This is a genomic window from Brevundimonas sp. C43 (assembly GCF_030732185.1).
GTDB classification, from domain to species: domain Bacteria; phylum Pseudomonadota; class Alphaproteobacteria; order Caulobacterales; family Caulobacteraceae; genus Brevundimonas; species Brevundimonas diminuta_C.
In genome coordinates, this window is sequence record NZ_CP132231.1 from 2,377,178 (window position 1) to 2,396,261 (window position 19,084).

Sequence of the window (19,084 nt, forward strand, 5' to 3'; positions counted from 1 at the left end):
CTGATCTTTGTGGGACGGGCGTCATGCGGGCGCCGTGGCCGTCGAAACGGGCTCTTCCGGTCTCTGGCCGTAGCGCCGCGCGAGAGCGGCGCAGACCATCAGCTGCATCTGATGGAACAGCATCAGCGGCAGGACGATCAGGCCGACGGTTGCGGCCGGGAAGAGGATGTTGGCCATCGGCAGACCGCTCGCCATGCTCTTCTTCGAGCCACAGAAGACGATGGCGATTTCGTCCTCGACGCTGAAACGCAGCAGGCGACTGGCCATCGTCGTGAAGACCAGAACGATCGCCAGCATCACGAGGTCCAGAACGACGACCAGCCCCAAGCTCTGCGGCGTCACCTGGCTCCAGATGCCCGCGACGACACCGGCGCTGAACGCCGAATACACGACCAGCAGGATCGACCCGCGATCGACCAGCATCGTCAGCGTCTTCTGACGGGCCAGCCAGTCGCCGATGAGGGGCCTGGCGCACTGGCCGACGACGAAGGGCAGAAGGATCTGGAGTGCGATGTCCGCCACTGCCTCGAACGACAGGCCGCCGGGGCCGGTGCTCAGCAGCATCGTCACCAGCAGGGGCGTGATCACCACGCCGGCCAGGTTCGAAATCGACGCACAACAGAGCGCCGCCGCCACATTGCCCCGCGCGATCGAGGTAAAGGCGATCGACTACTGCACCGTCGAAGGCAAGAGGCAGACGAACATCAGGCCGGTGGCCAGACCGTTGTCCAGAGAACCCCGTGTCAGGGTCACGATCCCGAGGCCGATCAGGGGAAAGACGACGAAGGTCGTGGCGAAGACCAGACCCTGTAGCCGCCAGTGGGTGATCCCCGTCCAGATCGCCTGCGGAGAGAGCTTGGCTCCATAGATGAAGAACAGCAGGGCGATGGCGGCGTGCACAACCACATCGAGCACGTCCTTGCCCACTCCGCGCGCGGGAATGAGGGCCGCCACCGCCACCATGGCCATGATCGCGAGGATGTAGGGATCGAGCCGCAGCCGGCTCAGAAAACCAGTCATCGCAGTCAGGCCGCGAGTTCTTGCCGAATGATCTCCGCGCCCGCGCCCAGAGCCCTCAACTTGCCGTTGGCGACCGTGCGAGACAGGGGGGTCATGCCGCAGTTGGTGGAGGGATAGAGTTTGTCGGCGTCCACGAATTGAAGCGCGTTGCGCAGGGTGTCGGCGACCTCCTCAGGCGTTTCGACGGTGTCGCTGGCCACGTCGATGGCGCCGACCATCACCTTCTTGCCCCGGATCAGTTCGATCAGGTCCATCGGCACGCGGGAGTGGTGGCATTCCAGCGAGATAATATCGATGCTGGACTTCTGCAGGTTGGGGAAGGTCTCCTCGTACTGCCTCCACTCGGAGCCCAGGGTCTTTTTCCAGTCGGTATTGGCCTTGATGCCGTAGCCGTAGCAGATGTGGACGGCCGTCTCGCATTTCAGCCCTTCGGCCGCCTTCTCCAGGGTGGCGATGCCCCAGTCGTTGGCCTCGTCGAAGAAGACGTTGAAGGCCGGCTCGTCGAACTGGATGACATCGACGCCGGCTGCTTCCAGTTCCCGCGCTTCCTGGTTGAGGATTTGGGCGAACTCCCAGGCCAGTTTCTCGCGGCTCTGGTAGTGGGCGTCATAAAGGGTGTCGATCATCGTCATCGGCCCCGGCAGGGTCCATTTTATCGGCTGATCGGTCTGGGCCCGCAGGAATTTCGCGTCCTCGACGAAGACCGGCCGGGATCGCGATACGGCGCCGACGACGGTCGGCACGCTGGCGTCATAGCGATTGCGGATTCGGACCGTCTCGCGTTTCTCGAAATCGACGCCGTCGAGATGCTCGATGAAGGTCGTGACGAAATGCTGGCGCGTCTGTTCGCCGTCGCCGACGATGTCGATGCCCGCCCGCCGTTGATCGTCCACGGCCAGGCGCAAGGCGTCCTGCTTGCCGGCGACCAGTTCCTCGCCCTGGAGCTTCCAGGGCGACCAGAGCGTCTCCGGTGTCGCCAGCCAGGCGGGCTTGGGCAGGCTGCCGGCGGTCGAGGTAGGCAACAGGGTTTTCATGGCGGATGACTTTGTAAGTTTGGAGAGGGTCAAGCGGCGAACTCGGCGGACCATTGGTCGAGGACGGCGCGGTAGGGCTTGATGAAACGCTCCTCGACGAAGCGGCCCTGTTCGACGGCCAGTCGGCTGCGCTCTTCGCGATCATAGACGATCCGGGTCAGCGAATAGTCCTGCGCCTTCAGGCTCGGCTGGTACTGTTCGGTCGCCGGAGAGTTGGCGTTGTAGATCTCGGGCCGGTAGATCTTCTGGAAGGTCTCCATCGTGCTGATGGTGCTGGCCAGCTCAAGGTCCGTGTAGTCGCCGGTCAGGTCGCCGATGTGGTAGAAGGCGAAGGGCGCGACGCTGTTTCTGGGCATGAAGTAGCGAACCTTCATGCCCATTTTCGCGAAATACTGATCCGTCGGGGAGAACTCGTCGTTGCCGTATTCGAGCCCCAGCACGGGGTGTGCGGTTCCTGTGCGATGGTAGGTCTTGTTGCTCGACACACTCAGGCAGACGACAGGGGCCTTGCGGAAATTATCCCGATAGGCGGCCGAATTCAGGAAATGCCTGAACAGCTTGCCGTGCAGGTCGCCGAAGCCTTCCGGAGCACCGGTATTCGGGTGGGCCTTCATATGCTCGGGCAGGACCACGCTGAAATCGTAGTCACGGACGTAGGAGGAGAAGTTGTTCCCCACGATCCCGTCGATCCGCTCGCCCGTCTGACTGTCGACTATGGTCGTCTGAAGAATCTCGATCAGCGGGAAGGCGTCGCCGCTTTCGTCAGGAGAGACGCGCATCTCGGCGGACACGATCTGGAGCTCCAGCGCGTAACGATCCCCCTTGGGATTGTCCCGATCCATCAGGGAGTTGAAACGGTTGTCGATCATCTGAAGGGTATTCCGCAGGTTCTCCTGACGGCTCTCGCCTCGGGCCAGGTTGGCGAAATTGGTCGTGATCCGCGTGCTCTCTGCGGGACGATAGTCTTCGTCCAGCGCGGTGCGCTTGATGTCGAATGTGAGTTCGCTCTTGAGCATGGTCTCTGCCGCTGATGCTGTGGCGAGACAGCGGACAGGGACGCGCGACCGCCCGCGCGGAATCGTCCCGTCGCGGCGCTCATGCGACCTGACCGGACACCCCGCCGGAGGACGTTATCTGTCGGGGCAGGTCTCCTGGCTCACGGGTCACGGCTTCCGGTCCGGCCTTCCCAACGTCCGAAGACGTCAGTGACACGAGATGGACCTTCGGCTCGCCGCTTACAGTTGCGGGGGCAGCGCCGGCGTCGCACCGGCTTCCCTCTTAGCCACACGCCATCCGAAGACGACGTGCGGACCACGACAGCCTGTACGAAAGCCGACCTGCCAGCCGATGTCAACGATCATATAAAGATATCCTTATAGGTTTATATGACCTCCTCGGCCCGCCGCCCGGATGGACTCGCCCAAAGCGGACCTTACCAAGGTCGCAGATGGGTCGAGGCTGTGTAAAAACGCCTTCCGTCCGAGCGAATTAGGTTAGTCTGCTGAGGTCAGCAGGAGGTGGGCATGAGCCGCTTCGTTCAGGGTGCAGATCGCCGGCAGCCGACGCTGCTTCCCGAGAGTCTGGACGATTACGTGTCCGCGGATAACCCGGTTCGGGTGGTCGACGTCTTCGTCGACGAACTGGATCTGAAGGGTCTGGGCTGCGAGGGCATGACCCCGGCGATGACGGGGCGTCCAGCCTATCATCCGGCCATGCTGCTGAAGCTCTATGTCTACGGCTATCTGAACAAGGTGCAGTCCAGCCGGCGGCTGGAGCGGGAGGCGCGGCGCAATGTCGAGCTGATGTGGCTGACGGGACGGCTGGCTCCGGATCACAAGACCATCGCCGACTTCCGCCGTGAGAACGGCCCGGCGATCCAAGCGGCGTGCGCTCAGTTCGTCGTGTTGTGCCGCCAACTCGGGCTGTTCGGCGCGGCGCTGGTCGCCATCGATGGTTCGAAGTTCAAGGCGGTGAACACCCGCGACAGGAACTTCACCGTCACCAAGCTGAAGAAGCGCATGGAGCAGGTGGCCGAACACATCGCCGGTTATCTCCAGGCCCTCGACACGGCGGACCGTCAGGAGGGCGAGGCCGCCGAGGCCCGATCCGGTCGGCTGGTGGAGAAGGTCGAGTTGCTCCGCGCCCAGATGGCGAAGCTGAAGACCATGGAAGCGCAGATCGAGGCCGCACCCGACAATCAGGTCTCCCTGACCGACCCGGACGCGCGGTCCATGGCCACGTCCGGTCGGGGCAGCGGCATCGTCGGCTACAACGTCCAGTCCGCCGTCGAGGGCGAGCATCACCTGATCGTCGCCCACGACGTGGTCATGACCGGCCACGATCGCGATCAGCTTGCCCGGATGGCGGCAAAGGCCCGAGACGCCATGGGCGTGAAGACGCTCGATGTGCTGGCGGACAGAGGCTACTTCTCCGGCGAGGAGATCCTGGCCTGCGAGGCTCTGGACGTGACGCCCTTCGTGCCAAAGCCCCTGACCTCCGGGGCCAAGGCGGACGGCCGGTTCGGCAAGCAGGACTTCGTCTATCTGCCCGACAAGGACGCCTATCGCTGCCCGGCCGGTGCGCTGCTGCCGCATCACATGACGACCGTCGAGCGAGGCCAGAACATCCACCGCTACTGGGATCGGGCCAGTTGCACCGGCTGTCGCCTCAAGCCTCAATGCACGCCGACCCTGGAACGGCGGATAAGGCGCTGGGAGCACGAGGCGGTCATCGATGCCCTCCAGACCCGCATGGACCTGACGCCGCGCGCCATGCGCATCCGACGAAGCCTGGTCGAACACCCGTTCGGCACCATCAAGGCCTGGATGGGCCACACCCACTTCCTGATGAAGCGCCTGCCCAACGTGAAGACCGAGATCAGCCTCCACATCCTGGCCTACAACATGAAGCGGGTCATGGCGCTGCTGGGAACGAAGCCGCTGATGGAGGCGATCAGGGCCTGAGACGAAGGCGCTCTGCGCCCCCTCCCACTTCCGCCCCGCCGGAGCTCAGCACGTTTTTACACGGCCTCAGTCAGAACCGGCCACTCACAGGTGGCCGGAAAGACGACATTCAGACATGGCGTCATAGTGCAGGGACCGTCGCCGGCGTGTTCTAACGACGCCAAGCTGAGCGATTGGTCCAATGACCGGTTCGCCCCCCGACTGCCGATAGTCCAGGAGATCCGTGATGCGATGTCCGCTAGCCAGTCTTCGCTGACGCCGCCTTGGTCGGCGAAGACTGGCGAAAGTCTATCGACGCCCCCCTCAGAACCCTTTTCTAGGCCGGCGGGCGGCATGGGGGCCTGGCGAAGTGGTGACGTGCACCCTGAATTCCTTGATCAGATCGACTGAGCATTCATTGTGTGTCCATGGCTCCATCCGATCAGCCTCGTTTGTGTCCTAACGGGAGTCCAGTCAGTTCGAGCCGTAGTAGCCCGAGCCTCGCAGGATGTTGGCCCACCGTTCCTTCGAAATGACGTCGATCTTGTCGGGCCAGGAGGAGACGCCAGGACGCAGTTCCGACGCCTTGATGACAACGGCAGGCCAAGCCGCCTGGCCGCCCTCGTCGCGCAGTTCGAACCGGACCGTTGGATCGGCCGCGGTCATGTCGAAATCGACCACGCCGAAGTTCACATCGGCGGCGTAGGCCTGGCGGACGCGGAGCACGGGCCTACCGGTCAGGTAGAGGTCCACGGTGTCCTGAGCCAGAGGCGAACTGACGAACTCGTAGAGGTCGTAGCCGCCACGCTCCGACCACGGCAGGCAGTTCATCTCGCCGAAATGGGTGTCGCCGGACAGCAGGACCACGCCGCCGATCTCCTCGGTCATGATCTGGTCCAGGATCGCGTCGCGCTCGTGGGTGAACGAGGACCAGGAATCCGCCCCTTCGACCTTGCCGTCGTTCCAGCCCGAGCCCGAGATCAGCACCTTGAACGGCGCACGACTGGTCCTCAGTCCGCCCAGCAGCCACTCCCGCTGCGCCTCGCCGAGCATCGTCTTGCCGGCGACATTCGGGTCCATGTTCGGGTCGCGGTAATAGCGGACGTCAAGAAAGAAGAAATCGACACCCCCCTGCGACCAGCGGAAGAAGGCGCCTGGCGTTCCGGGCAGGCCGGCGGACGGGTTGGGCCAATACCGTGCGAACGTCTCCAGGGCGGCGACCTTGCCGGGATGTCGACGATCCTGGTCGTTCAGCCCGTAGTCGTGGTCGTCCCAGATGCAGAACTGGGGCGTGGTCGCCATGAAGCGCCGGATTTCAGGAAGATCGCGCTGGCGGCGGTACTCTTCGGCCAGGATTTCGGGATCCAGACTATCGGCGTAGACGGCGTCTCCGGCCCAGACAAAGAGGTCGGGTCGGGCGGTCTCGACGGCGCGCCAGATCGGCTGAACAGGATAGCGGGCGCGGCGGGCGCAGGACCCGAAAGCCAGCCTGAACCTGGCCGCCTGTTCGGGCGCCGTCGTTATCGCCCAAGGCTCCAGTCCCTGGTCGTCCGGATTCGGTTTTCCATCGACAATGACGCGGTAGGCGTAGGTACGGCCAGGCTCCAGCCCTTCAAGCCGATGGACCTGGGTGAAGTCCTCCACGACATCGGCGGCCAGGACCGGGCTGCGACGTGGGTCCGGGAACTGGGGATCGACGTCGTATTCGATGCAGATCGGCCACGGGCCGCTTGCACGGGTCCAGACGACAGCCTCCTCGCCGCGCGCCCAGCCGAGCACAGGCCCCTGCATGAGACGCTTGATGCCGACCCAGTCGAGGTTTGACTGGGCGGCCGCGACGGCGGGCGAAAGGGCGAGAAGGCTCGCGCCCATCAGGGTACGGCGGTTCAGTGGCGGCATGAGGCGTCCTGTCGCGCGAAGGTGGGTCCGCGCCGCCGCCGGAAATGATCGAGGCGGCGCGGAGGGTCGTCAGAAGGCGTAGCGCAATCCGACGCCATACGTCGCGGGTGCGCCGACCAGACGCGATGCGCCGTTTAGCTCCGGGAAATAGACCTCGTCGGTGATGTTGCGGCCGTAAGCGTAGACCGCCCAGTCGGCCGTCGACGCCAGCTCGACCCGTGCGTTCAATAGGGTATAGGCCTCCGCCGTATTGCCGGGGATGGCGTTCAGACGGTTGGACTCCTCGCCGTGGTGCGAGACGCCCAGGCGCGAGTTGATCCTCCAGCCGTTCGACAGGGTCAAGCCGTGGTTGAACGACAAGGTGGCGGTCACGTCGGGGGCGCCCGGCAAGGGGTCGCCCACCGTGGCCAGGACATCGGCCACACGCGCCGAACTGAACGAGATGATCTCGGAGTCCAGGAAAGCTGCCGACAGATCGACATCCAGGGTCTGGGTGTCGGTCTCGAACAGCACCGCATTAATGGCGAAATCGATGCCCGAGGTCTCGGCCTCGCCGACGTTGGCCCGGCCGTTTGTGTCGTTGGCCAGACGGGTCGTGGCCTGGAGTTCCTCGAACTCATAGGCGAAGGCGTCCAGCGACACGCGCAAGCGGCCGGTGGTCCAGCGCAGACCGGCCTCATAGGCGGTGACCGTCTCGGACTCGAACGGCAGGGTCTCGGCCTGAGTGAAGATCGAAGTGCCGTCGAAGCCGCCGGCCCGATACCCGGTACCGGCCGAGATGAAGACGTTGAGGTTCGAGGTGACGTCGTACTTGGCCGTGATCCGGCCCGAGACGTTGTCGTCCTCGAACTCGCGATCCCAGATGAAGGGGTTGGTGGTGGCGAAGGTGGTGGTGAAGGTCGAGATCCCCCACGGGTTGAGGTCGTCGTTGCGGCCGCTGAACGTCGATTCATCCCGGGTGTAGCGTAGGCCGCCGGACAGTTGCAGCCGGTCGGTGACGTGGAAGTCGATCTGGCCGAACGCGGCGACGCTGTCGCGGGTCTGCTTGTGCAGGTTGTCGTACATCGTTCGCGCCGTGTAGCTGGTCCAGCGGGTGTCGAAGTCGATCTCGTCGGAGACGAGGAACCCGCCGACGATCCAGTCGAACCGGCCGCCTGTATCGTCGCCCAGCCGGACCTCCAACGAGGCCTGGCTCAGCTCTTCATCGGCGTCGAAGCGGGACGCGGGATAGGGCGAGCCGTCGCCGTTGCCTTGGACCGATCGCGTGGTGGCTTGGGCGCCCGCAACGATCGTGAGGTTGAGGTTGTCGCCGAGCTCATGCTCCAGGGTCGCCGACAGACCGTAAATGTCGATGTCCTGCGTGGGATATTCGGCCGAATAGAACTCGTAGGGGTCATCGTTCTCGCCGGCGTTGGCGATGTTGGTGTCGAGCGCCGCCGAGATCCGGTCGTACTGGCGCGTCTCGCCACGATCCCGACTGCCGAACAGTTTGATGGTCAGATCCGTCTGGGGCGCGAGTTCGATCGCCACCGTCGCGCGACCAGCGACGAGGTCCTTGTCGCCGAACCCTTCGCGACGGCCGGGATCGAGGATCGGCGGCATCTGGTTCTGCACCACCCCGCCGACCGAGAGGCGGAAGCCCGCAAGATCGCCGGCCCCGGCGCCGTCCATGAAGCCGCCGCCCTGCTCAGCCAGGATCGCCACCCGCACGCCGACCCTTTCCGTCACCGGGCCGCCGAAGGCGGTTTCGAAGGCGGTGTAGTCATAGCTGCCGTACTCGACCCGGGCGCTTCCCTCCCGCACGTCGGTCGGACCGCGGGTGATGGCGTTGATGACGCCGGCGGTGGTGTTGCGGCCATACAGTGTGCCTTGAGGCCCCTTCAGGACTTCCACGCGCTCCAGGTCGAACAGAGGCATACCCAGATAGGCGTTGGAGGTCTGGTAGACGCCGTCGATGTGCAGGGCGACCGAGGGGTTGCCATTCGGCTTATAGTCATCGGCGCCGCCGATGCCGCGGATGGAGATCAGGCCGTAGTTCGTTCCGCCGAAGGCGTAGTTGACCGAGACGCCCGGAACCTCGTCGACCAGACCGGTGACGCTGTCGATTCCGCGCCGTGCGGCGTCATCGCCGTCGATGACCGTCACCGCCAGAGGCACGTCCTGGATGCGTTGCTCGCGCTTCTGCGCGGTGACGATCACATCGTCGAGTTGGGCCGCGTCGCTCGTCTCGGTTCCGCCCGCTGAAAGAGAAAAGGTTCGCTCGCCCACCGGCGTCGCGATTAGGCCGGATCCGGCAAGGATCTGGCTGAGGGCTTGGGACGGCGACATCAATCCCGAGACTCGGTTGGCGCGCTTTCCACGAACCAGTTCAGGGGCGAAGAGCACCTGAACGTCGGCGGTGCGCGCAAAGCTCGTCAGAGCCGTTTCAAGCGGCTGGCTGTCGATAGAGAAGGCGACCGGCTGATTGGCGGCTGTCTGGGCCATGGCGGGCGCCGAGACACCGAGCGCGGCGACGGCGACACAGGCGAGGAGGCCGCGCCTGAGGGCGCCGGCGAGCGGAGTGGTGTTGGTCATTGTAGCCCCATGAGATGCAGTGCCGGACGTGCGCCGGCTCACTCCCAGGAACGGAAGGCACTGCCCTGATCCCCACCCCGTCTTGGAAATTTCATCGAAGCGTCGCCGTTCAGTCAGAGGCGTCGATCCGCCATGTTCCGTCCGGGGTCTGAACAACGTCTAGATTGAAGCCGTTGGCCAGACCCTGGGCGAACTCCCGCCCTCCGTCGTAGCGGAACGACCCGGAAATCCGCACCTTGCCGGCCCTGTCGTCGCCGATCACCAGATGATCGGAGGAGTAGCGATTGAAGGTCTCGACCACCTCGCTCAAGGGCTTATCGCGAACGACCAAACGCCCCAGGCGCCATGCCGTGGCGCTCTCGACGTCGACAGAAGCAATGCGCAGTTCGGCGCCCTCCCCGGTGCCCCGCTGTCCGGCCGCGAGATTGGCCACTATGCGGGAGCCGTTGCGCCGGTCGGCGACCGTCAGGGCGCCCTCCTCCACGACGATGTCCGGCCCCTCGTCCAACAGGCTGACCTGGAACCGGCTGGCCCCGGCGCTCATCGCCCGATCCCCCGCGATTACCGTCAACGGACGATCGCCATCGGCGAGGACATTGAAGTAGGCCTGCCCTTCCTCGAGGCGAACGCGACGGCGATCAGAGGCATAGTCGAGCCGCAGACGGGTCAGGGGCGCCAAGGTCACCTCCGATCCGTCTGGCAGGGGCGCGGTCATTCTCTGCCCCGCCCCGGTGACGATCAGGGCACTCGCTGGGGACGAAGCGGACAGGACCCAGACACCGGCCCCCGCCGCAGCGACCGCACCTCCGGTCAGGCCGAACAGGGCTCGCCTGCGCGTCACGGCGCCGGATTCAGATTTCAGCGCCCGCGCGCGAAGCGTCAGAACATCCGGCGCGCCCGCTTCAACGCCCAGCGCGCCCCAGGCGACCTGGCATTGGCGATAGGCCTGCCTGTTTTCCGCGTCTGCCTCGATCCAGGCGCGAAAACCCTCTTCGTCTGCCTGGCCGGGTCGCGCACCGCTGTTCATCCGCGCGAACCAGAAGGCGGCGGGGTCGTCATGGTCATCGTTGTCGGGGGTCGGCGGGGCGGGAGACATCAGTCGGAAATCTTTCCCAGATCCTGTCGCAGCGCCGACATCGAGCGCACCATATGCTTTTCTACCGCGCTCACGGAAATCCCCAGCCTTTCGGCGATCTGGGCGTAGGTCAGGTTTTCGAACCGGCGCAGGATAACGATCGTGCGGGCGCGGGGCGGCAGGGCGTCGAGGGCGGCCAGCATCCGTGTCAGCCTCTGACGGCCGGCGACGATGCGCTCAGCGCCCGGCTCCTCGCTCTCGGCAGACAGGGTATCGATATCGACATGTCGCCCTCCTCCGCGTGAAAGCTCATAGCGTCCTCGGTCGCGCGCGATGTTGGCGGCGGCCTCGAAGACATAGCCATCGACGTTGTCCAGGGTCAGCAGATCGGCCCGGCGCAGCAGACGCACGAACAGATCCTGGACCATTTCCTCGGCGTCCGTTCGGGAGCCGGATCGTCGTGCGAAGAAGTTGAGCAGGGGCAGACGCAGTCGCCGAACGAGCGCCGCGAAGTCGTCCGTCCTATCGATCTCTCTGGATCGACCATCCTCGTTCTCGACCTGCTCGATCACCTGGACCATGGCCAGCTGATGCCGGAGATGGGTCACGGTGAAATGTCGTTCTCGCGACAATCCCATAACGGCGTCATCGACGACGGCTTCGGGCCATGGAATGGGGTTTGATCAGATTGCGCGGTTGATCCCGCAATCCCGGCAGTATCTCCTCGCCGCAGCCTGGTTCAAGCGTCGATGTCGCGACCCAGTCGAGGCATAATGCGGATGTAGACCAGTTCTGCCAGCAGCTCGATCAAGGTTTGGGTGACGATGATGGCGGGGACCAGGGGGATGGCCCCGGGCACGACGAGCGCCAGCGGCAAGACCACCAGCGAATTGCGGGTGCCTGCGCAGAAGGCAACCGCTCGACCGGCCTTGGGGGTCAAGCGCGCGACACGCGCCACCACCCAGCCAATCAGCGGAGCCAGCACGGCAAAGGCGATGTAGACCGGAACCACACTCAGGGTTCTGTCGAGGGTTTGCCCGAGTTGCGGCACGACGGCGGCGACCACGATGAACAGAACGAGTGCTGTCGCCGGCACCGGCGCAAGGCCCAGCCCCGACGAGACCCGCTCGCCCGTCGCACTCCGCGCGGCCCAGGCCTGAACCAGAGCGGCCAGAACGAAAGGTATGACGATCAGCCAGATGAAAGCATGAACGAACGGGCCGGGCTGGACGTAGGCCGCCGCCTCGGCCCCTAGGAACAGGCGCAGATAGATCGGCAAAAGCACCATCTGCGCGATCAGCAGAACCGGTGTCGAAGCCAGCAGCAGCCGGGCGTCTGCCTTCCCCAGGTGGGCAAATGTCACGACGTAGTCTATGCACGGGCAGAGCAGCACTATCAGCACGCCAAGACGGATCAGAGGATCGGCCGGCAGGAGCTGGACCAGGCCGAGGACGAGCAAGGGCACGGCGATGAAGTTGACGGCCAGCAAGGCGCCCATGAATCGCAGTTCGCGAAGCGCACGGCCGAGCGCCGCGACCGGAACCTGGAGGAAGGTGACGAACAGCATCAGGGCCAGCGCCGGATTGATTGCGCCTTCCAGGGCCTCGGTGCCCGGGATCAGCAGGCCGACCGCTACGGCCACCAGCACGGCGGCAAAATAGATCCAGACCTGGCGCGTTTCCAGTGTTTCGCGGAGTTCGGCTGTCTTCATGTCAGATCCTTGGTCTTTCGCGTCGCCACGATGAAACCGAACGCCAGCGCAGCGATGGCCAGGAGTTGGGCGAGAACGCCTTCAAGGGTTGGATAGAAGCCCAGCCAGTCGAAACGCGGCAAGGCCAATGGATGCAGGCTGATCAGCCCGGCTTCCTGCAAGGCCGCTACCCCCTTGCCGGCGAGAACCACCGCGAGGGCCGCCATCAGGATCGCGCTGTATTGGAAGAATTTCGCGATCGGCAGGCTGCGGCTGAGGCGCAGCATGATCCAGGTCACGACCACGAGAACCATGGCCGCGGCGCCGATGCCGGCCAGCATCGCCGCACCGCCGCCCTGGGTCCACAGGGCGGTCAGGAAGAGGATTGTCTCGAACACTTCGCGGTAGACCACGACGAAGGCGAGCAGGAACAGGAACCAGGCCGACTTCTTCGACAGGGCCGTCGACAGCTTCTCTCGGATGTAAACCTGCCAGGCGTCGGCCTGCGCCTTGCCGTGCATCCAAAGGCCCACGGAGATCAGCACCACCGAGGCGATCAACGAGCCGAAACCCTCCGTCAGCTCGCGGCTGGCACCGCTGATGGTGATGAGATAGGTCGCCGCTGCCCAGGTCAGTCCGCCGGCGAGCAGCGCCGCCACCCAGCCGCCATGCACATATGGAAGCACATCGGTGCGCTCCGCTTTGCGGAGAAAGGCGATCATCGCCACCACGATCAGCAAGGCTTCCAGCCCCTCGCGCAGGAGGACCGCGAACGCGCCCACGAAGCTGGACGCGTTGCTGGCCTGATCGGGTGCCAAGGCGCGAGCGGCCTCGGCGAACAATCCGTCCAGTGTCTCGATCTCGCCTCGCACTTCGGCGACGGGCGCGTTTCGGCTGATCGCGCCGCGCACCTGGCCCATGGCCGTTTCGATGCGCAGCATGAGGGCGTTGTTGCGCGCCGTCAGCGACGGTTCGACCGGCTCGAAGCCGTCGAGATAGGCGGCGAGCGCGAGATCGGTCGCCTTGCGCTTGTCGCCCGACTCATAGGCCGCCAGACTTTCGCGGAGCTTCTGACGTGCGATGTCGAGTGAGCCCGTCGTCTGTTGGACGACAGCTTCGGGATGCCGCCTCAGATAAGCGGTCAGGGCGTCAGCCTTGGATTGCCCCACGGCGGCGGCCAGGGCGGCCGGCGTGATCTGCGACAGCGCCTTCAGGTCAGGGGTCGTTTGCGGGAGGGGGCGGAATCCTACGCTAAGGCTTTGGCCAGCGATATTCTCCGGTGAGATTGATGTGTTCCCATCCGAGCGGCGAAACATGGGCCAAGAGATCGGGCGATAGCAGCTTTCCATCGCGTTTCTGGTTTGCAACGACCTCGCCGAGCTTCATGGTGTTCCAGAAGATGATGATGGCGGCGAGCAGATTCATGCCGGCGATGCGGTAATGCTGGCCTTCGGCGGAACGGTCGCGGATTTCACCGCGGCGGTGGAAGCTGATTGCCCGCTTCAGCGCATGATGAGCTTCGCCTTTGTTGAGCCCGATCTGGGCACGCCGTTGGAGTTCGGCATCCAGAATCCAGTCGATCATGAACAGGGTGCGCTCGACGCGACCGACTTCCCGCAGGGCTGTCGCGAGCTCGTTCTGCCGCGGATAGGAGGCGAGTTTCCGCAGAATCTGGCTTGGCGCGACGGTCCCGGCAGCAATGGTGGCGGCGATGCGCAGGATGTCGGGCCAATTGCGCTCGATCATGGCTTGGTTGACCTTTCCGCCGATCAACGCTCGCAGGTGCGCCGGGGCGGCCGACGGATTGAACGCGTAGAGCCGTTTGGATGGCAGGTCGCGGATGCGCGGAGCGAACCGGTAGCCGAGAATGGCACATGCGGCAAAGACGTGATCGGTGAAGCCGCCCGTGTCGGTGAACTGCTCGCGGATATGGCGTCCAGCATCGTTCATCAGCAGGCCATCGAGGATGTAAGGCGCTTCGCTTGCCGTTGCAGGAATCACCTGGGTTGCGAACGGCGCATATTGGTCGGAGACGTGGCTATAGGCTTTCAGGCCCGGGGTATTGCCATATTTCGCGTTGACCAGGTTCATGGCCTCACCTTGCTCTGTAGCGACGAAGAACTGTCCGTCGCTCGAAGCCGACGTGCCCATGCCCCAGAACCGGGCCATGGGTAACGCTGCCTGTGCCTCGACCACCATGGCCAGCGCCCGGTCATAGGCTTCGCCCTCGACATGCCACCGTCCAATGCGGATCAATTCCCAGAAGGTGTGGGTGTTTGTCGCATCCGCCATTTTGCGCAAGCCGAGGTTGATCCCTTCCGCCAAGATAACGTTCATTAGCCCGATCCGGTCAGCGCAGGGTGCTCCTGTGCGCAGATGGGTGAACGCTTCGGTGAAGCCGGTCGCCGCATCCACCTCCAGCAGGAGATCGGTGATGCGCGTGGGCGGGATCTGCTTGTAGAGATCGAGCACCAGATCTTCGGCGCCTGTCGGCGCGGCGGCTTCGAGTTTCTCGATATGCAGAACGCCGTTTTCAATCGACCCGCCCGGGATCGTGCCTGCGCGAGCGGCACGGCCAAGCTCGCGCAACCGCATGTCGAGGCGAGCTTGCCGGTCTGCCAGCCATTCCTCCGGCCGCAATGGCACAGCGAGACGACCGCCTTCCGCGATGGATTGTGCCGGAACGAGTGCGTGTTTCAGATCGCCATAGCGCCGGGACCTAGTAAGCCAGACATCTCCGGAGCGGAACGCATCGCGCAGATGGAACAGCACCGCGATCTCCCATAGGCGAGCGTCGCCAGCCCTCTGGGCCCGAAGGTGGCGATGCCATTTCGAGCTGGGCCGCAAGAAGCTGGTCATCGCGGCATCGTTCAAACCGGTACGAAGGGCCGTCACCGCTTCCAGAAGCGGCAGTGCAACGGGCGCAGCTCGCAGATCGAGCAGGCGCAACATGCGTGGAGCGTATCGGCGGAAGCGGTGATAACCGTCGAGCACATGATTGAGCGGATCGTCGGCCATGGTGGCGGTCAGCCTGGTTGCCATTGCAACAAGGGTTTTTAAGCCGTCCCACCCTGACCCACTCGCGATGACATCGCCCAGCGGCTGGCCATCATCCTGTGCATCGACCAGGGCGCCCCCGATCTCGGCGAAGGATTTCAGGGTGTCACGCACCACCCCCGCTTCGTCTGCGACCTTTGCATGGCAAATACGCTCCGAAGCACGGTAGAGACGGCCGACGATCCGGTCGTGGGTTTCGACCACTGCGTCGGCCAACATCGCCTGCCATTCCGAGACGCAAACAGCCAAGATCGCAAGCCGCCTGTCCTCCGGGAGATCGCGCATGCCGTCGGCATAATACCGTTCACCCTGCCTGCGCAGACGAGTCACCCGATGGGCAGGAACGCCGGCAAGCAGATCCTCGGGGAGATCGATGCGTTGCAGATATTCGAGCCGGTCGAGCAGCCGGTTGGCCGACGAAGAGTTCGAGCCAGGCTCGAACTGGCGCAGCCACACAAAACGGGTCACCCGATCATCAGCCGTCTCCTCGAGCAATGCCAGCAACTGTTCTCGGATCGACATAGGCAGCCGACTGGCGATCCTCGTCTCGATGCGTCGCTCGGCATCGACGAGAGCCGCGGCACAAAGCCGCTCGATCGTGGATGTCGCGGGAAGGACAGTGCGGGTGCGTCGGCACTCGGCTACGAAGCGACGGGCGATATCCTCGTTCGACACCGCCATCTCGGCTTCTCGGAACAACCATTCCTTCAGCTCGCTCGCACCACGTCCGGAGAAGGTGCGGAAGCCGTAGAGCCCCCGTAACTCGGCAAGATGCTCGTGCCGTGTTTCCTCGCGGGCAGCATAGTCTACGAGATCGTCGGCACCCAGGCCAAGCTGCGCTCCGATAAATTCGATGACCTCTGCAGGGATCAGTTCGCCTGGAGCCAGCACCCGGCCGGGATAGCGCAGGACACACAATTGCAGGGCGAAGCCGAACCTGTTGTGAGCGCGCCGACGCAGCCTGATATGCCCAAGGTCTTCATCACTCAGCGTATAGTGCTTGAGCAAATCCGTCTGTGAAGTCGGCAAGCGCAACGGCTCTGTTGCAAACTGTGATGACGGGCGCAGTTCGTCTCATGGCTGTTCGAGCGGTGCCCATTAGGCTGCTTCAAGTTCCATCCGTTTGCCGATGAGTTGAATGGCTTCGGTGAGGGCGCAAGCGCCGAGGCCGAAGGCACGCTCGACCAGCCGCGCCTCGCCGCAAATGTCGCGGGTGAGATTGAAGGCAGCTGCCTGTCCCTTGCGCAGGGCCCGCATCACCTCGAAGCCTTTGATCGTCGCATACGCCGTCTTCAGTGTCTTGAAACCCCGCACCGGCCGGATCAGCTGCTTCAGCTTGCCATGGTCAGCCTCAACGACGTTGTTCAGATACTTCACCTGGCGATGCTGGGTATCCTTGGGACATTTGCCTTCCGCTTTCAGTTCAGCAATGGCGGCGGTGTAGGTCGGCGCCTTATCGGTATTGATGATCTCGGGTTTCTCCCAGTCCTTCAACCCGCCCAGCGCCTTGCCCAGGAAACGCTTCGCAGCCTTCGTATTCCGCGTTGGCGAGAGATAAAAATCGATCGTGTTCCCGTCCTTGTCGACCGCGCGATACAGATACGTCCAGGCACCACGAACCTTGATATAGGTCTCATCGACCCGCCAACTCGTCGAGGCAGGGCGGCGCCATTGCCAGCGCAGCCGCTTCTCGATCTCCGGGGCGTATCTCTGAACCCAGCGGTAGATCGTGGAATGGTCAACATTCACGCCACGTTCGCCCATCATCTGCTCAAGATCCCGGTAGCTGATGCCATACCGGCAGTACCATCGCACCGCCCAAAGCACGATCTCACCCTCAAAATGCCGCCCTTTGAACCCTGACATCGCGCCACCCTCACTCTCGGCAAGACAGATCACCGAAAATCGGATCAGTTTGCAACAGAGCCCGTGGTGGTGCTTTGGAAGGCGCATCTCCTCTCGGCGCACACGCCCTGGGCGCGCGTTCCGGGTGCATTATGGTCGATGCGCCACTTGCCGATCGTGTGGAAGCCGTTTCTCGCCGGTTTCTTCATCGCCTTCGCGGTCTGCCTGATCGGTATCGTGTCGTCGCTCTTCACGGGACAGAAGCTCCACGGCGAAGCCCGCTGGGCGCGGATCGGCGAGGTCCGCAAAGCCAAGCTCTTGGAGGATACCGGCATTCTCCTCGGCCGCATCAACGGCAAGTTCATGCGCTTTGGGGGAACCGAGCATGTCTTGCTCGAAGCGCCTACCCGCGCCGGCAAGGGCGTCGGCGTCGTGATCCCGAACCTTCTCCAATGGCCGGATTCGGTTGTCGTCCTCGATGTGAAGCAAGAGAATTGGGCGGCGACAGCGGGCTTTCGGATGACGAACCTTCGCCAGCAAACCCTCTTGTTCAACCCGCTCGATGCCCACGGTCGCACATGCCGCTACAACCCGCTCGCCTACATCAATCGACGCGATCAGGTCGAAGTCGTCAACGAGCTGCAAAAAATCAGCGTCATGCTTTTTCCCCTGCCCCTGCAGGGCGAGACGTTTTGGGCGGAAAGCGCAAGGACGGCGTTTCTCGGTGTCGCGGCCTATGTCGCCGCCACGGCGGATGATGGCGACGATGCGCTCCCCTTCACCATCGGCGAAATCTACCGCCAATTCGCCGCCGGCGATGCACAGAAGCGATTTCCCAAAATCATCTCGCAGCGCGAGCGGGAGGGCAAACCGCTATCAGGTGCGTGCGTGTCGGCGCTGCGGGATTGGATCATGGCCTCGGCCAATACCTTCACGTCAACCCGCCAGTCCGTCACCGCCAAGATCAATCTGTGGCTGAACCCCTATGTCGATGCGGCAACGGCTGTCAGCGATTTCGATCTGCGCGAGTTCCGCGACAAGCGGATCTCGCTCTATCTCGGCGTCTCGCCGGATGATCTGGATCGCGTGGCACCGATCTATGGCCTGCTTTTCCAGCAGCTCATTGACCTCAATGTCCGCGAGTTGCCCTCGGGTAACAAGCACCAGGTCCGCTTGCTGCTCTTGCTGGACGAGTTCTCGCGCCTCGGCCGCGCATCGGTGATCGCCAATGGCTTCAGCTACGTCGCCGGCTATGGCATTCGCCTCCTCCCCGTCATCCAGAGCGGAGCGCAGCTCGAGAACGTCTATGGGCCGAAAGTCGCCACGGAGATTGAATCCAACTGCGGCGTCCAGATGGTCATGCGCCCCGCGACCAACGATGATGCGAAGGATATTTCCGAGCGGCTTGGCACTTATACGTTTCGCGCCAAATCGCGCTCCTTCGGCATGTGGGGCCGTGGGGGCGGCTCGGTATCGGAATCCGATCAGCGCCGGCCCCTGATGCTTCCTCAAGAGCTGATGCAGCTCCCCGAAAAGGACATGATCGTCCTGCGCCTCGGCATCCCGCCCGTCTATGGCAAGAAAATCCGCTATTATACGGAGAAGGCCATGGTCGCACTGACCAAGATCCCCGCACCGCAAATGCCGAACATTCGACCCGACCCCACCGCACCGATAAACAGCCTGCGGGTGATCGCCGCGGCCGAGGCGGATGATAATGGCGCCCCTGGCTCGGCCCCGCCTGCTCATGGTCCTGGGCCGCAATCCGGAGGCGGCGGCACGGCCCCGACCCACCACCGCTTGAACCAAGCCGCGATCGCCGCCGCCATGGCCGCCCCTGCCGGGGAACGCACCAGCAAGCTTTTCCAACATATTGTTATGGTGGGCGAGGCAAAGGTCGCTTAGCGTTATGTGATCTTGCCCTCGCCGGTGGGATGACCCGAAGGGG

At 63.9% G+C, this 19,084-nt stretch carries 12 protein-coding genes, 1 pseudogene and 1 riboswitch; of the genes and pseudogenes, 2 read left to right on the forward strand and 11 right to left on the reverse strand.

All coding sequences use genetic code 11. The features are described from left to right. Positions 1-21: 21 nt before the first annotated feature. The 3 genes and pseudogenes from Q9R14_RS12060 to Q9R14_RS12070 form a co-directional block, all read right to left on the reverse strand. Positions 22-1,020: pseudogene (locus Q9R14_RS12060) on the reverse strand (bile acid:sodium symporter family protein). 5 nt (positions 1,021-1,025) lie between these two features. Further along, positions 1,026-2,054, reverse strand: coding sequence for a methionine synthase (locus Q9R14_RS12065; protein WP_293827581.1), 1,029 nt, complete (start codon positions 2,052-2,054; stop codon positions 1,026-1,028). A gap of 29 nt (positions 2,055-2,083) precedes the next feature. After that, positions 2,084-3,070 carry a DUF1852 domain-containing protein gene (locus tag Q9R14_RS12070; protein ID WP_293827580.1) on the reverse strand — a complete coding sequence of 329 codons (987 nt, stop codon included), beginning with the start codon at positions 3,068-3,070 and terminating at the stop codon, positions 2,084-2,086. 107 nt (positions 3,071-3,177) lie between these two features. Further along, a riboswitch (cobalamin riboswitch) is annotated at positions 3,178-3,385 on the reverse strand. A 192-nt stretch (positions 3,386-3,577) separates the two neighbouring features. On the opposite strand from Q9R14_RS12070, the gene Q9R14_RS12075 reads away from it, so the two are divergent. Then, positions 3,578-5,017: an IS1182 family transposase gene (locus Q9R14_RS12075; protein ID WP_293827578.1), complete on the forward strand. Its 1,440-nt coding sequence runs from the start codon at positions 3,578-3,580 to the stop codon at positions 5,015-5,017. Between the two features lie 453 nt (positions 5,018-5,470). Here the strand turns inward: Q9R14_RS12075 and Q9R14_RS12080 are convergent, their stop codons facing one another. The 8 genes from Q9R14_RS12080 to Q9R14_RS12115 all read right to left on the reverse strand — a co-directional run bounded on the left by Q9R14_RS12080 (position 5,471) and on the right by Q9R14_RS12115 (position 17,157). Next, the gene (locus tag Q9R14_RS12080) at positions 5,471-6,895 is read right to left on the reverse strand and encodes an alkaline phosphatase (protein ID WP_293827575.1); all 1,425 of its coding nucleotides are present in this window, start codon (positions 6,893-6,895) and stop codon (positions 5,471-5,473) included. Positions 6,896-6,964: 69 nt separating this feature from the next. Further along, positions 6,965-9,469, reverse strand: coding sequence for a TonB-dependent receptor (locus tag Q9R14_RS12085; RefSeq protein ID WP_293827573.1), 2,505 nt, complete (start codon positions 9,467-9,469; stop codon positions 6,965-6,967). A gap of 109 nt (positions 9,470-9,578) precedes the next feature. Continuing rightward, a complete protein-coding gene (locus tag Q9R14_RS12090) occupies positions 9,579-10,565 on the reverse strand; it encodes a FecR domain-containing protein (RefSeq protein ID WP_293827572.1) in 987 nt (328 codons plus the stop codon). Further along, a complete protein-coding gene (locus Q9R14_RS12095; RefSeq protein WP_293827569.1) occupies positions 10,565-11,152 on the reverse strand; it encodes an RNA polymerase sigma factor in 588 nt (195 codons plus the stop codon). Before Q9R14_RS12095 ends, Q9R14_RS12090 begins: the two co-directional genes overlap by 1 nt. A gap of 131 nt (positions 11,153-11,283) precedes the next feature. Continuing rightward, on the reverse strand, positions 11,284-12,255 hold the full coding sequence (locus tag Q9R14_RS12100; protein WP_293827567.1) for an arsenic resistance protein: 972 nt from the start codon (positions 12,253-12,255) through the stop codon (positions 11,284-11,286). After that, positions 12,252-13,403, reverse strand: a complete 1,152-nt coding sequence (locus tag Q9R14_RS12105; protein WP_306002566.1) for an FTR1 family protein — start codon at positions 13,401-13,403, stop codon at positions 12,252-12,254. Before Q9R14_RS12105 ends, Q9R14_RS12100 begins: the two co-directional genes overlap by 4 nt. 82 nt (positions 13,404-13,485) lie before the next feature. Continuing rightward, positions 13,486-16,359, reverse strand: a complete 2,874-nt coding sequence (locus tag Q9R14_RS12110; protein ID WP_306004149.1) for a Tn3 family transposase — start codon at positions 16,357-16,359, stop codon at positions 13,486-13,488. 30 nt (positions 16,360-16,389) lie between these two features. Next, the gene (locus Q9R14_RS12115; RefSeq protein ID WP_066521070.1) at positions 16,390-17,157 is read right to left on the reverse strand and encodes an IS6 family transposase; all 768 of its coding nucleotides are present in this window, start codon (positions 17,155-17,157) and stop codon (positions 16,390-16,392) included. A 63-nt stretch (positions 17,158-17,220) separates the two neighbouring features. Here Q9R14_RS12115 and Q9R14_RS12120 point away from each other — a divergent pair, with 63 nt between their 5' ends. Continuing rightward, positions 17,221-19,041 (forward strand): type IV secretory system conjugative DNA transfer family protein, encoded by a 1,821-nt coding sequence (locus tag Q9R14_RS12120; protein WP_306002567.1) that lies wholly within the window; start codon positions 17,221-17,223, stop codon positions 19,039-19,041. The last annotated feature ends 43 nt before the right edge of the window (positions 19,042-19,084 follow it).